Genomic DNA, 12,607 nt, shown 5'->3' on the forward strand with positions numbered 1-12,607 from the left:
TAATTAAACACGTAAATAATATAAACAATATATCTAGATTAGACAAGCAGATTCCGGCATTCAGGGATTTGATTCATATTAAATAAACAATTTGATCAAATTCCTGCAGACACGCGTAGATTAAAGTCCGTATGTGACAGGCACATTACAAAACCGGAGAAATTCACCTTCAATATGATTCAAGGCTATAATTCGGCAGATTTTTAAATGTTTCACCATGGCAAATAACTACCGTGGCCTGATTTTTGACATTTCCGCACGCTATTCGTTCCATCTTGCTGCCCCTTCCCCATCCCTTTTCTTTGCCTTTATTAGCTTCCATGTCCCGATTTTTCTCCTCTTTTTCTTTCGCTGTATTGTGTGCCGTCTCCGCCGGCTCTGCCGGTGCAGCAACACTCACCGGGGCGGGTTCCTCGGCCGCGGCTCCTTTGTACAATAAATGGGCGGATGCCTATAACAAGAAAACCGGCGCCAGCCTCGACTATCAGGCAGTCGGCTCTTCCACCGGCATCAAGCAGATCAAGGCAAAGGCTGTTGATTTTGGCGCCAGCGACGTGGCAATGACGGTGGCGGACCTGAAGCAGGAAAAGCTGATTCAGTTTCCTTCCGCGATTTCCGGCGTAGTGCCGGTCGTGAACCTGCCCGGCATCAAGACCGGAGATTTGAAATTGACCGGCGAAGCGCTGGCGGATATTTTCGCGCGCAAGATCAGCTTCTGGGACGATGCGGCACTCACCACGCTGAACCCGTCGCTACGCCTGCCGCATAAGGCCATCACGGTGATCGTGCGCCAGGACGGCTCCGGTACGACCTATAATTTTACCGATTACCTGAGCAAAGTCAGCGCCGGCTGGAAAACCGGCTACGGCAAAAACTTTACGATCAAGTGGCACGAAGAACTGCAGCAGATCAAGGGCAGTAGCGCGATCTCGGCAGCGGTGAAGAAGACGCCATATGCCATCAGCTACATCGACTATAACTATGTACTGCAAGACAAGCTGGACTATGCCGCGCTGAAAAACCGCGACGGTAATTTCCTGGCTCCTTCTGCCGCAGCCTTCGAAGCCGCGTTGAACAACAGCGGCTGGAAAACTCGCGGCAGCTTTGAAGAAATGCTGACCGACAAGCCGGGCGCAACGACCTGGCCTATCGCGATGGGTACCTTTGTCATCATGCCGCAAAGTGCCGCCAATCCGGAAAAAGCCATCGCGACGATGAAGTTCTTCACCTGGAGCTTCATGAGCGGTGATCATCTGGTCAGCAGCGTTGATCTGGTGCGCCTGCCGGACACCATACAGGCACGGGTCTTCAAGGAAATGACTACCGTGACAGATGCCGCGGGCAAGCCGCTGCACTGGACCCCGCAGTAAGCAGAGAATATTCAGAAACCTGAATGAAAAAGAGCCGGCATTCGCCGGCTCTTTTTCATCTGCCCCACCAAGGACAGGCAGGACATCAATCTCCCTTGACCTGGATATGCTCCGAGCTGAATTGATGCGGGTTCTTGCCGGAGATGCCGGCGTAAAACTTCTGTATCTCCGCCATATCGGCTTCCAGATTCCCGGTAGGGTAAAACATCTTGCCTATGCCGCCGACCTTGCGCTTGAAGTCCAGGTAGCCCAAAGCAATCGGCACGTTCGCGCCGACAGCAATGTAATAGAAACCCGTTTTCCAGTGAGTCACCTTGCCGCGCGTGCCTTCCGGTGGCACGACTACCGCCAGTTGCTGCGCGTTATGGAAAGCGTCCACCGTACCCTGCACCATATTGCCGGATTGGCGGCGGTTGACTGCAATGCCGCCCAACCAGCGCATCACACTGCCAAGCACCGGTGGAAACAGCGTGTCCTTGCCCATCCAGTAAAGATTCAGGCGCATCGCAAAGGCGGCCATCAGGGTATAGGGGAAATCCCAGTTGCTGGTATGCGGGGCGGCGATCATCACGTATTTGGATTCGGCTGGGGCCCTTCCGTCTATCTTCCAGCCTAGCAGACGCAGCATGCCGGTAGAAAACAAGAACATGAGACTATTAATGACGGGAGTATCGAAAATCGTATGATGCATGAGCTAAGTCTTTGATAATAAAAGAGAAACAATTAAAACTGACGGCAGGCAGCATTATAGTGACTGCGAGCAAGTCGTAGAAATTAATTTCCGGGTTTTATTATCAACAACGCAAAACTCTGGGCAAATACAGTCATCAGACTCAGTGCGTGCGCCTATCCTAAGACTTGAATACAGTGTAGGCGGAATGTCTGGCGTGTTCTGGAGATTCACTCCATTTTCAGGTTTTTTCTATCCAGCGCAGGATATCCTGCCATTGCTCCAGGTCTTTTTCCACGCGTGACGGCGCCACGTCCCACAGCGTTGCACCGTGGGCGGCCAGTTGTATGTAGTTCTGCGTATCACGCAGGAAGCCCAACACAGGTAGGCCGCGCTGCTCCACATAGTGATGAAGCTGGTCTGCCGCGCGACTACGGCCATTGACCCGCATGCCGAGCACGCCTGCCTGGAAATTACCTTCTTTTTTGGCCAGCTTGTTCAGAAATTCTTCTGTGGCGAGGATATCAAAGATGGAGGGCTGCAGCGGCACGACCACCTTGGTGGCAATCCTCAATACCGCGTCCAGCTTGGCACCCTTCAGGCCTGCAGGCGTATCCAGCACCATATGCGTGGTGCCCTTGGGCGGCTTGGCGATATGCCCATCCACGATATCCCAGGCCTGAATCGCAGGCAGATTGGCAGGCCGCAGGGATAGCCAGTTACGTGAGGATTGCTGGCTGTCGACGTCGCCCAGCATCACATGGTGCCCCCGGGAGGCAAAATAACCCGCCAGGTTGGTCGAGAAAGTACTTTTGCCGACGCCGCCCTTGGGATTGGCGATCACGATAACTTGCATGCTTGCTCCTTATTCTCAATGGAAATTCGGGAAGATCTGCAGTGCTGAAAAGAAAGCTAGTGGCGATTATGACCGATGGAAGTTGCCATTAGCAAATATGGCAATGATTTTAATGCAGATAATGAGATAAATACGACGAAATAGAAAAATCCGGCCTTGGAGCCGGATTTATTTGCGGATTGCTTTCCTGCGGTAAGTCAGTGCCTACTATTCCCTACTACTCACTAGGCACCAGCAAAGCCATCTGCTCTGCGCCCAAATAGCACCACTCGCCCTCTTCCAGACCCAGCGATTCCAAGGTCAATTGGCCGATTGCAGTACGGCGCAAGGCGGCGCAGTGATTGCCGGCTGCCGCCAGCATGCGTTTTACCTGATGGTACTTGCCCTGCTCCAGCACGATTTCCAGTTCGTTTTCACCCAGTTGGCGGCAAACCTGGGCAGCCAATGGTGCCGGTTCGTCATGCAGTTGCACGCCAGACATCAGTTTCTGTATCAATTCTTCGCTGACAGGCTCGGCTGTAGTGGCCACATACACTTTGGGAATGTGGCGCTTGGGAGAGGACTGCGCATGAATGAATGGACCGTCATCGGACATCAGCAGCATTCCCGTCGTATCGTGGTCCAGGCGGCCCACGGGCTGCACGTCGCGCCAGCTGAATTGCTCAGGCAACAGCGTCAACACACCGGGGTGGTGGCTGGGCTTGCGTGAACACTCAAAATTGGCCGGCTTGTTCAGCGCGATATAAACGTACTCGTGGTATTGCCAGTCTTCGTCAAAAATACGGAAACTCAGACCCTCGGTTTCCACCGTGGTCTTGTAGTTAGTCATCACTTCGCCTGCGATGCTTACTTCGCCATCGTCGATCAGTTCGCGGCAGTACTTGCGGGTGCCAAAGCCCTGCGATTGCAGGATACGGTCTAAAGATAATTTACTCATGGCGGGACTGTACCAGAAGCAGATACCTGAATGCCAGTGCTTGCCAATCTCACATTAAAAAAATATTTTATTTTCCGCGAATCCAAATGCGCCCTGCCTCCCTCTTGTAGGTATGGGGAACATCCTCATCAACTTTAAAATCAAAAAGGAAATACTATGTTCTATGTAAAAAATGTCCCTAACTGGGAACGTGCAGTACGCCTGATCGTCAGCCTGGCAATTATGGTGTGGGCAGCTTTCGCGTTGAGCGGTCTGGTAAGCTGGATCGTGATTGCCAGCGCCGCTGGGATCACGCTGTCAGGCATATTCGGCTTTTGCCCCATGTGCGCAATGGTAGGCCGTCGGCTGGACAAAGCCAAAGGAAAATAAATGCCGTTTACAGAACAGCATCTGCCGCTACTGGAGTCAGCGCGCCTGGGCGATCCCGGTGCGCTGGACAGCCTGCTGCAAGTCTGTCAGCCGGATATACGGCGCTACGCCCAGCGCCGCTGCCTGCTCAGCGACGTGGATGATGCCGTGCAAGAGACTTTGCTGATCCTGTCGCGCAAGGTGAAGAGCCTGCGCGCGGCCGCTGCCTTTTCCGGCTGGCTGATCAAGATCGTGCAACGCGAATGCCGCAAGATGGGCCGAATCACGCTTAACTATGATCCTTACGACGAAGAAAAAGTGGAGCAATGGCTGAGCACAAAACCGACCGACGCGATCAGGCTGGATCTGGTCAATGCGCTGGAATCGCTGCCGGAGCACTACAGGGAAATCATACTCTTGCGCGATTTTGAAGAGCTGTCCATCAATGAGATTGCAGAAATCCTCAAGCTGAGCACCCCCGCCACCAAAAGCCGGCTGCACAGGGCGCGCGAGCTGACCCGCGAATATATCCTGGCCTGATTTAATCATCTAATGTGACGGCCTGAAGCGAAGCCATCAAACTCCATCAAACCTGGTCGTTGGTGCGGCGCCGGCTTTGCTCCGCCACCTGCGGCAGCGTAATGGTAAAGCGCGCGCCCTGGCCGTGCTCGCTATCGACGACGATGTTACCGCCCAGGACCCCGGTCACCAGGTTATACACAATATTCAGGCCCAGGCCGCTGCCGCCCTGCCCCAGCTTGGTGGTAAAGAAGGGATCGAAAATGCGGCCCAGGTTTTGCTCGGGAATACCCTTGCCGTTATCGCTGACGCTGATTTCCACCAGATCGTCGCCGGCACTGCGCGCGGTGATCGTGACCACGCCGCGATGCTCACCGTCGAAGCCGTGAATGAAGGCATTATTGATCAGGTTGGTGAGCACTTGCCCTAGCGGGCCGGGATAGCTGTCCAGCACTAATTTGGGCGGTACATGGTATTCCACGTCATGCCGGGTTTTGCGTATGGTCGGGCTCATCGTCAGCACGATCTCGGCCACCATTTCATCCAGCGCAAACACGCGCCGGTTGGCGCTGGTCTGGTCCACCGCCACCTGCTTGAAGCTGGTCACCAGTTCCGATGCCTTGCTCAGGTTGCGCATCAGGATATCGGTGCCGGTGCGGGTATTGTGGAAATAGGTTTCCAGTTGCGAGCGCCGCAGCCCCTTGCTCATTTCCAGGATAATGTCATCGGTATGCTGCTGCAGCGTGCTGGTCACCGTGACACTGGTGCCTATCGGCGTATTCAGTTCATGCGCGATACCGGCGACCAGCGAACCCAGAGCCGCCATTTTCTCGGTGCGCAATAATTCCCTTTGCGCCCTTTGCAGGTTTTCCAGCACGATGGTCAATTCTGCGTTCGCCTCTTCCAGCGCTTGTGTGCGCTCGGAGACCCGTTTTTCCAGGCTGGTGTTCAGGCTCAATATCTCTTGCTCATTGTGGCGCTTCTCGGTGATATCTTCCTGCACCAGGATCAGCAGGGATTCGCTACCCAGGGAAATCATCTTGCCGGAAATTTCGCACAGCAGGGATTTGTCCTGGCGGCCGCAGCGCAGCCAGGCTTCATAACCGTGTATCTCATGTTCTCGTTCGGCGATTCTTAATACTTCATCCTGGTCCTCGGTCCTGCGCCACAGCAAGGTTTGCGTTGCCTTGTTACTCAAGATTTCTTCGCGCGACCAGCCGAATTGCCTGACCCAGGCATCGTTGACGTCGATGATCTCAAAGTCGTTTTCCTTGCGCGACACCGTCATTGCCACTGGCGAGGAATGGAAAATGGCGGTAAATTTTTCTTCGGTAAAGCGCAGTGCCTGCTCGGCTTTCAGTCTGTCGTTCAACTCTTGCTGCAGCGCTGCATTGCGGATATCCCGGTCGGATATCAATCCACCCAATTCCTCGCGCATCTTGTCCAGCCCCTGGGCCAGGCTACCTATTTCATCTCTCCTGTGCCAGTGCAGGGCCTGGTCCAGCTGGCCGCGCGCCAGCCTGGCTGTTGCCATCTGCAACTCATGCAAGGGACGCACGATGCGGCGCTCAAAGAGTAATAAAATCAGGATAAAGGAAATGATGACCTGCGCCAGCAGGGCGCCGGCCAGTTTTAGAAAATCAAAGAATAGATCGCGCTCTATGCGCGCGGTGGTCAGCTCCACCGTCACCCGGCCTATCACCTTGTTGTCCAGCATGATCTGGCGCTGTTCATTTAACACCTCGCCGCCGCGCCGGTCAGTCATCTCGCTATGCACGAAACGATTCTTCGATTCATCCTCGACGGTGACGCTGACCACTTCCGGGTTGCGCATCACTGCCTGGACAAACTGGTTCGCCACTTCCTTGTCGACGTTCCATACCGGCACCGCCATCGCCCGCGCCAGCATATCCGCGTATTGCGACATCGGCACCCGCACGCGCAAGTCAACCTCGCGTTCGTAGCGGTCCTTGAGCAAAAAACGTCCCAGTACCAGAGCCGGCAGCATGATGCCAAGCCCGACACCGAGAATCAGAATTTGTCTAAGGGATAGTTTGCCCAAATGTCGCCCAGTAAAAAACCATGCATCGCCATCAACTCACCGCGATGCAATGCAAAAACCTCCGGCTAAAAAAACAGAGGCCAGCGGAACTGGCCCATATCTCATTACAGAAAAACAAAGCAGTGGATCAACAATACTTGATCAACGATTCAATACAGCCTACCTGGATTGCTTGCGCCACAACTGGATATTTGTTTCTATCAGCTTGCTCATCACATTCTGCTTGCCCAGTTTGTAGATCGCTTTGGCAATCCGGCCTCGCATTTCGCCAGTATTGCAGGCCGACTTGTGCGAGAAGGTCAGATACAGGTCTTCATTGGTCACTGCAGTAGCAGCCGTTTTCACACCGGCTATATTCATTTTTGCCACGTAAGCCAGGCCGGGATCTTCTTCATAGATCAGGTAATCCGTACGTGACATGCTAAGCATTTTTAATGCCTGCTCCAGGCTGGGCACGGTGGAAATCTTCAGCGAGTCCTTCGCATAGCGGTCAAACTCTTCGCCAAAACTATTATTTATCACCGTCATACCCTGCTTGCCGACCAGGTCGTTCCACTTCTTAAAATTCAGGGGGCTGTTATTCTGTGTCCAGATCACGGTTCTTGTTTGACGAAACGCAGGATAAAAATAATCCATGTATTCCAGCCGGGGTTGGGTAAAGAATGCACCGGCTATCAGATCGGCGCGCCCCAGTTTTACCTCTTCCTGCACGCGGGCCCAGGGGCCGGCATATTTGACTTCGATACTGACACCGATTTCCCTGGCCAGCATTTGCATCAGATCGGCGTTGGCGCCGATCAGCCTATTTTCATTATCAGGATCACGCCAAAGGTAGGGAGGATATTCGGGATTACCGGTTGCTATCAGGTGTTTGCAGGCGCTATCATCAGCGGCGGCGGCGCTGGTAGAAACCAGCCCAAGTGACAGACCAAGAGCTGTCACCGCAAAACAATATAGCCTGGCGAGTTGTAGATAAGCGCGGGTTTGAATTAGTTGCACAGCAAATCTACTCCCGTATCGGTGGAATTTTGATGTTTAGTGTAGTGACACGGGGGGGTATTTGCAAGAATATAGTGGTGCCATGGAAACAAAACCATCCGGCATCCTGAATATATCGCGCGGCTGGCCGAACCAGCACCACATGCTTTAATAATGTGAACCAGCAGAGATTAACAAATAAGCACCTATAAATAATATGCCTCTTAATATACCGGTATGGCGAAGTTGCATCCTTTTAGTGCTGGCAAGCAGTATTGCCGGCTGCGCCAGTCTGAGCAAAGACCAATGCCTGAATGGGAATTGGCAGCAGATAGGATTTAACGACGGCTTGCGCGGGCTCACCCCGCAACAGCTTGATGAGCATGCCAAAGCCTGCGCCGAATACGGCGTGCAAACGAATTTTGATCAATACATGCTGGGGCGCAGCCGCGGCCTGCTCAATTACTGCCAGCCGCAGAATGCCTTCAACGTAGGGCGTGCCGGGCAAGGAGAGAACGTCGCCGCCTGCCCGCCGAATATGCAAAACGATTTCGTCTTTGAGTTCCGCCGTGGCCAGGAAATCAACCAGATGGAAAGCGAGCTGGAATCAATACGCTCGCGCGTAGTGCTAAACAACTCAAGAATCAGCAGGAACGACGGCCGTATCTACGATATCCGTAATGAATTGCGTAGGACCGACCTGAGCAATGATGCGCGGGCCGCATTGCTGAACGAGTTTAGAACTCATTTCATCAATAGGAGTGAGATGCGTTTGTCTTAAAAGAGGCGCTGGCAAGACGTGGGAGGCGTCAATAGCGAGCTATTGACAACGAGCGCAACGCAGTCAGCGCCTCTTTTAAGACAAACCCTCCGGGAACGGCCCATTTGGGCGCATTGCAGCGTTGCGCCGCTAGCAAAGACGGCCAGTCTTTGCTAGCGACGCGCCTCGCACTGCATCCCAAATGGACTCGTTCGCACTCACTCCTATTGATGAAATGAGTTCTAATAAACTGGTCGATGAAAAGAACCTGCTGGTGCGCGACAATGGCTTCATGCTGCGCGATATGGACAGGCGACGCGATATGATCGCGCTGCGCCTGCGTGAATTCGGTAAATAATTTGCAGCGAAAGACACGCTGTTCAGCCAGGCACTCTAATTAAACAAAGTAAGCAGACCACCTGGCTGAGGTTACTCTTTAAAGCTTAGCGCCGGACGATACTGTCGCCAGAATTGCGAACACGGTCGCCGGAGGCCATGCCTGGATCATGGTCGAAGTTGAAGGTGTTTTTATTACCGTTATCGTATTGCACGGTCACCGCCCAGACCTTGGTCGATTTTACTTTTTGCTCTACCTTGCGTCCGGCATAAGCACCACCTGCAGCGCCTGCGATAGTCGCCAGGTCACGCCCGGTACCGCCGCCGACCTGATGGCCCAGCACCGCACCGACAACACCGCCGCCGATCAATCCCAGGGCACTGCCCTCGCCTGCTTTTTCATTGATATCCACCGACACGACCCTGCCGCAATCCTGGCATACGCCCTGGTGATTTTGGCCTGAGCCTGGTGCAGCCGCATTCAGATTGGCTTTTGCGACCGCAAGGGATTTATCGTATTCAGTCTTCGCATCGCGCAGGCACTGCATGCGTACGCTGGAGGTGGATTCTTCCGCACAAAGTTTTTTATCGTCGGAATAGCGTGCCGACGCGCGCTTGCTGTCTGCCGTGTATTGCTGCTTTGGCGTCAGGTCCTGAGCATAGGCTGCACTGACACTCGCCAGCATCAATGAGACTATAAAGATTTGTTTTTTCATTTTAGAGCCTCTGGGGAAAATTTAATTAAGATAAGATCTACGTATTGTTCTTAGTATTGCCATTTTAGTATAGCCTTGATTCTAGTATAGGCTTGCTTGCGATGCATGCAAATAGCACCATCATTTATAGTTACCATGATATAAAACAGGCATGGAATGTGCTTGCCTGTTATTACCAATAATTGTCGAAAATTGTCGATTTCCACTACAGAGACCCATGCATACCCTGCACACAAAATTAGAAAACGCGGCCGAGATCCACGATCAACTGACACTCCCTTTTCATATGCGCGAAAAAAGCCGCTTCCGCGCCAGCCTCAGTTCCGGTGAAGATGTCGCGGTATTGACCGTACGCGGCAGTGTCTTGCGCGACGGCGACCTGATTTCCAGCGAAGACGGCTTTGTCGTCAAGATCATCGCCGCAGCCGAACCGACTTACAAAGTCACATGCAACAGCGCACGCGAACTCTTGCGCTGCGCCTTCCACCTTGGCAACCGCCACACGCAGGCACAAGTGGGCGACGGCTTTTTGCGCATACGCAAAGACCAGGTGTTGAAAGAAATGCTGGAGGGCCTGGGCGCTAAGGTCAGTGAAGAACAGGCGGCGTTTGAGCCGGAAGCGGGCGCCTACGGCGGCGGCCACCATCATCACGATGATGGGCACCCGCACAATCCGCTGGCACCGATACCGCTGCGCCAAAAGATACACCGCCCTTCCGATAAAACATAACAGCGCACTCACATGCTAGCCGCAGCCTCCCTGCTCCATCTATTGCAGTTGTCCAGCCCCTCGCTCCCGATAGGCGCGTATAGCTATTCACAAGGACTGGAAACGGCGATAGAAAAAGGCCTGGTAAAAAATGAGGCCAGCGCACGCCTGTGGATCGCCGACCAATTGCAGCATGTGGTCGCCTATTTTGAGGCGCCGATACTGTGGCGCCTGCTGCAGGCCTTTGCCGCTCGCGACCAGCAGGCAGTGATGGAATGGACAGAACGTTTTATCGCCGCGCGCGATACTGCAGAGTTCCGCGCAGAGACCATACAGATGGGCTATTCACTGGGCAAGCTGGTGACGGATCTAAAGATCAGCGATGCCAGCCTGCTGGCATGCCTGCAGGACTTGCCCGAAATACCCTTGCCGACTGCACTGGCCTGCGCTGCAGTATCACTGGAAGTGCCTGCAGAAGCAGCGCTGCTGGGCATGCTATTTTCGTGGGCAGAAAACCAGGTGCTGGTATGCGTGAAATCGGTGCCGCTGGGCCAGGTATCCGGCCAGCGCCTGCTGCTGAGCCTGCGTCCGGAACTGGAAACCGCCACAATCACCGCACAAACCCTGGTCGATACTGAATTATCCAACTGGTCGCCTGGACTGTCGCTGCTATCGATGCAGCACGAAGTACAGTACAGCCGGCTTTACCGTTCCTGAAACAAGAATCCGAGATCAAGAAAAGAGCAAAGACCCATCATGACGACGACATCCAATCCCCTGCGTGTAGGCATAGGCGGCCCGGTAGGTTCCGGCAAGACGGCGCTATGCGAAATGCTGTGCAAGCAAATGCGCGACCATTACGACATGGCCGTCATCACCAATGATATCTACACCAAGGAGGACATGGAAATCCTGCTGCGCGCAGATGCCTTGCCGGCTGAACGCCTGATGGGCGTGGAAACCGGCGGCTGCCCGCATACCGCGATACGCGAAGATGCGTCCATCAACCTGGAAGCGATCTCCCGCATGTGCGCCGACTTTCCCAACCTGGACTTGATCCTGGTGGAGTCCGGCGGCGACAATCTGGCGGCAACTTTCAGCCCAGAATTATCTGACCTGACCATCTATGTGATCGACGTCGCCGGCGGCGAGAAAATCCCGCGCAAGGGTGGGCCCGGAATCACTCGTTCCGACCTGCTGATCATCAACAAGACCGATCTGGCGCCCTATGTCGGCGCCAACCTGGACATCATGGCGGAAGATGCCAAGCGCATGCGCGGCGACCGCCCTTTTGTTTTCACCAACCTGAAGAGCGGTGACGGCGTCGGCACGATCATCGAGTTCATCCGTACCGAAGGCCTGCTAGGCATCAAGCACTAGCACCTTGAATCCCGGCGTGCGGCTTTTGATGCCGCACGCATCACTTCCGCAGCAAATCCCCCGCTCCCCGCTCAATTAAGCTCCTCTTTCCCCATAGAGATGCCGGGAAGACATCGCTCGCTCCAAATTAAATACTTCCCATAAAGACAATTTAATCAGCGAGGTTTTCGCTTTCTTATAAATTCACCTTGAAATTCTCTGGGTCAGGCTATATTATTCAAAACAGTTAAAGATATATCTTTAATTTATTCTTTAATTTATTCTTTAAATTAGTCTTTAGACTGATCTTTTTACCATTAACAGCTACCCAAGGAAACCATGAGACATTCTCATCACCCCCATCATCAGCATAGAAGCCATGATCATCACCATGATGAACATCATGCCCATCATTATTTTGCCGGTCCCCATGACCCCTTCAACGAAGAAGGCGGCGGCGAGCGCATGCGCGGCGGCGGCCATGGTCACGGCCGTGGCCGTGGCGACCGAGCAGAACGCGTATTCGGACGCGGCGACCTGCCCTTGATCGTGCTGGCGCTAATAGAAATCGCGCCACGCCACGGCTATGAAGTCATCAAGGCAATCGAAGAACGTTGCGGCGGCGCATATGCCCCCAGCCCCGGCGCCATCTATCCTACCCTCACTTTGCTGGAAGAGCAGGACCTGGTCAGCTCGGAAGAAAGTGCAGCCACAGGCGGTAAAAAACGCTACTCCATCACCGAAGCCGGACGCAGCTATCTGGCAAACAACCGCGCCCAAGTAGATGGCGTGCTGGCCCGTCTGGATTTGCTGGCGCGGGTACAGGCCAAGCACTCACTGCCGGAGCGCGTTACGCAGGCAATGCATACGCTGAAGCATGCGCTGTTGCTGCGCAAAGGGAGCTGGACCACGGCAGAGGCAGAGCGCGTTTCCGCCATCCTGGAGCAGGCTGCCCACCATATCGTTGACGAAATCTGAGCCCGCACC

The 12,607-nt window shown here is 54.0% G+C and carries 16 protein-coding genes; 9 read left to right on the top strand and 7 right to left on the bottom strand.

Annotation, left to right across the window (positions count from 1 at the left end):
- Window positions 1-169 precede the first annotated feature (169 nt).
- The gene (locus tag IEW12_RS11425) at window positions 170-322 is read right to left on the bottom strand and encodes a hypothetical protein (RefSeq protein WP_188566168.1); all 153 of its coding nucleotides are present in this window, start codon (window positions 320-322) and stop codon (window positions 170-172) included.
- On the opposite strand from IEW12_RS11425, the gene pstS reads away from it, so the two are divergent.
- Window positions 321-1,370 carry a phosphate ABC transporter substrate-binding protein PstS gene (gene pstS / locus IEW12_RS11430; protein ID WP_188566169.1) on the top strand — a complete coding sequence of 350 codons (1,050 nt, stop codon included), beginning with the start codon at window positions 321-323 and terminating at the stop codon, window positions 1,368-1,370. The genes IEW12_RS11425 and pstS overlap by 2 nt on opposite strands.
- An 85-nt stretch (window positions 1,371-1,455) precedes the next feature.
- Here pstS and IEW12_RS11435 read toward each other — a convergent pair whose 3' ends face one another.
- The 3 genes from IEW12_RS11435 to IEW12_RS11445 form a co-directional block, all read right to left on the bottom strand.
- The gene (locus IEW12_RS11435; protein ID WP_188566170.1) at window positions 1,456-2,061 is read right to left on the bottom strand and encodes a lysophospholipid acyltransferase family protein; all 606 of its coding nucleotides are present in this window, start codon (window positions 2,059-2,061) and stop codon (window positions 1,456-1,458) included.
- A 220-nt stretch (window positions 2,062-2,281) separates the two neighbouring features.
- On the bottom strand, window positions 2,282-2,896 hold the full coding sequence (locus IEW12_RS11440; RefSeq protein WP_188566171.1) for a nucleotide-binding protein: 615 nt from the start codon (window positions 2,894-2,896) through the stop codon (window positions 2,282-2,284).
- Window positions 2,897-3,113: 217 nt separating this feature from the next.
- The gene (locus IEW12_RS11445; protein ID WP_188566172.1) at window positions 3,114-3,833 is read right to left on the bottom strand and encodes a pseudouridine synthase; all 720 of its coding nucleotides are present in this window, start codon (window positions 3,831-3,833) and stop codon (window positions 3,114-3,116) included.
- A gap of 156 nt (window positions 3,834-3,989) precedes the next feature.
- Here IEW12_RS11445 and IEW12_RS11450 point away from each other — a divergent pair, with 156 nt between their 5' ends.
- Window positions 3,990-4,202: a YgaP family membrane protein gene (locus IEW12_RS11450; RefSeq protein ID WP_188566173.1), complete on the top strand. Its 213-nt coding sequence runs from the start codon at window positions 3,990-3,992 to the stop codon at window positions 4,200-4,202.
- Complete coding sequence (locus IEW12_RS11455; RefSeq protein WP_188566174.1) at window positions 4,203-4,721, top strand: RNA polymerase sigma factor; 519 nt, start codon at window positions 4,203-4,205, stop codon at window positions 4,719-4,721. It abuts the gene before it with no gap.
- 46 nt (window positions 4,722-4,767) lie between these two features.
- On the opposite strand, the gene IEW12_RS11460 is transcribed toward IEW12_RS11455, so the two are convergent.
- Both IEW12_RS11460 and IEW12_RS11465 read right to left on the bottom strand, forming a co-directional pair.
- Window positions 4,768-6,708 carry an ATP-binding protein gene (locus IEW12_RS11460; RefSeq protein ID WP_188566175.1) on the bottom strand — a complete coding sequence of 647 codons (1,941 nt, stop codon included), beginning with the start codon at window positions 6,706-6,708 and terminating at the stop codon, window positions 4,768-4,770.
- Window positions 6,709-6,921: 213 nt separating this feature from the next.
- Window positions 6,922-7,761, bottom strand: a complete 840-nt coding sequence (locus IEW12_RS11465; RefSeq protein ID WP_229751054.1) for a substrate-binding periplasmic protein — start codon at window positions 7,759-7,761, stop codon at window positions 6,922-6,924.
- 238 nt (window positions 7,762-7,999) lie between these two features.
- On the opposite strand from IEW12_RS11465, the gene IEW12_RS11470 reads away from it, so the two are divergent.
- Both IEW12_RS11470 and IEW12_RS29010 read left to right on the top strand, forming a co-directional pair.
- On the top strand, window positions 8,000-8,521 hold the full coding sequence (locus IEW12_RS11470; RefSeq protein ID WP_188566176.1) for a DUF2799 domain-containing protein: 522 nt from the start codon (window positions 8,000-8,002) through the stop codon (window positions 8,519-8,521).
- Window positions 8,522-8,735: 214 nt separating this feature from the next.
- Window positions 8,736-8,858 (top strand): hypothetical protein, encoded by a 123-nt coding sequence (locus IEW12_RS29010; RefSeq protein WP_268237238.1) that lies wholly within the window; start codon window positions 8,736-8,738, stop codon window positions 8,856-8,858.
- An 85-nt stretch (window positions 8,859-8,943) separates the two neighbouring features.
- Here the strand turns inward: IEW12_RS29010 and IEW12_RS11475 are convergent, their stop codons facing one another.
- Window positions 8,944-9,552 carry a glycine zipper 2TM domain-containing protein gene (locus tag IEW12_RS11475; protein ID WP_188566177.1) on the bottom strand — a complete coding sequence of 203 codons (609 nt, stop codon included), beginning with the start codon at window positions 9,550-9,552 and terminating at the stop codon, window positions 8,944-8,946.
- A 217-nt stretch (window positions 9,553-9,769) separates the two neighbouring features.
- Between IEW12_RS11475 and ureE the strand changes: the two genes are divergently transcribed.
- The 4 genes from ureE to IEW12_RS11495 all read left to right on the top strand — a co-directional run bounded on the left by ureE (window position 9,770) and on the right by IEW12_RS11495 (window position 12,598).
- Window positions 9,770-10,282, top strand: coding sequence for an urease accessory protein UreE (ureE, locus tag IEW12_RS11480; protein ID WP_188566178.1), 513 nt, complete (start codon window positions 9,770-9,772; stop codon window positions 10,280-10,282).
- Window positions 10,283-10,294: 12 nt separating this feature from the next.
- The gene (locus tag IEW12_RS11485) at window positions 10,295-10,978 is read left to right on the top strand and encodes an urease accessory protein UreF (protein ID WP_188566179.1); all 684 of its coding nucleotides are present in this window, start codon (window positions 10,295-10,297) and stop codon (window positions 10,976-10,978) included.
- Between the two features lie 39 nt (window positions 10,979-11,017).
- Window positions 11,018-11,641 carry an urease accessory protein UreG gene (gene ureG, locus IEW12_RS11490; protein WP_188566180.1) on the top strand — a complete coding sequence of 208 codons (624 nt, stop codon included), beginning with the start codon at window positions 11,018-11,020 and terminating at the stop codon, window positions 11,639-11,641.
- A 318-nt stretch (window positions 11,642-11,959) separates the two neighbouring features.
- Window positions 11,960-12,598 (top strand): PadR family transcriptional regulator, encoded by a 639-nt coding sequence (locus IEW12_RS11495; protein WP_188566181.1) that lies wholly within the window; start codon window positions 11,960-11,962, stop codon window positions 12,596-12,598.
- The last annotated feature ends 9 nt before the right edge of the window (window positions 12,599-12,607 follow it).

This window comes from Parundibacterium terreum, assembly GCF_014636315.1.
GTDB classification, from domain to species: Bacteria; Pseudomonadota; Gammaproteobacteria; order Burkholderiales; family Burkholderiaceae_D; genus Undibacterium; species Undibacterium terreum.

What these genes read in the sequence shown, in the direction of transcription:
- pstS (WP_188566169.1), top strand. Translation starts at nt 321, where the DNA reads ATGTCCCGATTTTTCTCCTCTTTTTCTTTCGCTGTATTGTGTGCCGTC.
- IEW12_RS11425 (WP_188566168.1), bottom strand. Translation starts at nt 322, where the DNA reads ATGGAAGCTAATAAAGGCAAAGAAAAGGGATGGGGAAGGGGCAGCAAG.
- IEW12_RS11435 (WP_188566170.1), bottom strand. Translation starts at nt 2,061, where the DNA reads ATGCATCATACGATTTTCGATACTCCCGTCATTAATAGTCTCATGTTC.
- IEW12_RS11440 (WP_188566171.1), bottom strand. Translation starts at nt 2,896, where the DNA reads ATGCAAGTTATCGTGATCGCCAATCCCAAGGGCGGCGTCGGCAAAAGT.
- IEW12_RS11445 (WP_188566172.1), bottom strand. Translation starts at nt 3,833, where the DNA reads ATGAGTAAATTATCTTTAGACCGTATCCTGCAATCGCAGGGCTTTGGC.
- IEW12_RS11450 (WP_188566173.1), top strand. Translation starts at nt 3,990, where the DNA reads ATGTTCTATGTAAAAAATGTCCCTAACTGGGAACGTGCAGTACGCCTG.
- IEW12_RS11455 (WP_188566174.1), top strand. Translation starts at nt 4,203, where the DNA reads ATGCCGTTTACAGAACAGCATCTGCCGCTACTGGAGTCAGCGCGCCTG.
- IEW12_RS11460 (WP_188566175.1), bottom strand. Translation starts at nt 6,708, where the DNA reads ATGCTGCCGGCTCTGGTACTGGGACGTTTTTTGCTCAAGGACCGCTAC.
- IEW12_RS29010 (WP_268237238.1), top strand. Translation starts at nt 8,736, where the DNA reads ATGAGTTCTAATAAACTGGTCGATGAAAAGAACCTGCTGGTGCGCGAC.
- IEW12_RS11475 (WP_188566177.1), bottom strand. Translation starts at nt 9,552, where the DNA reads ATGAAAAAACAAATCTTTATAGTCTCATTGATGCTGGCGAGTGTCAGT.
- ureE (WP_188566178.1), top strand. Translation starts at nt 9,770, where the DNA reads ATGCATACCCTGCACACAAAATTAGAAAACGCGGCCGAGATCCACGAT.
- IEW12_RS11485 (WP_188566179.1), top strand. Translation starts at nt 10,295, where the DNA reads ATGCTAGCCGCAGCCTCCCTGCTCCATCTATTGCAGTTGTCCAGCCCC.
- ureG (WP_188566180.1), top strand. Translation starts at nt 11,018, where the DNA reads ATGACGACGACATCCAATCCCCTGCGTGTAGGCATAGGCGGCCCGGTA.
- IEW12_RS11495 (WP_188566181.1), top strand. Translation starts at nt 11,960, where the DNA reads ATGAGACATTCTCATCACCCCCATCATCAGCATAGAAGCCATGATCAT.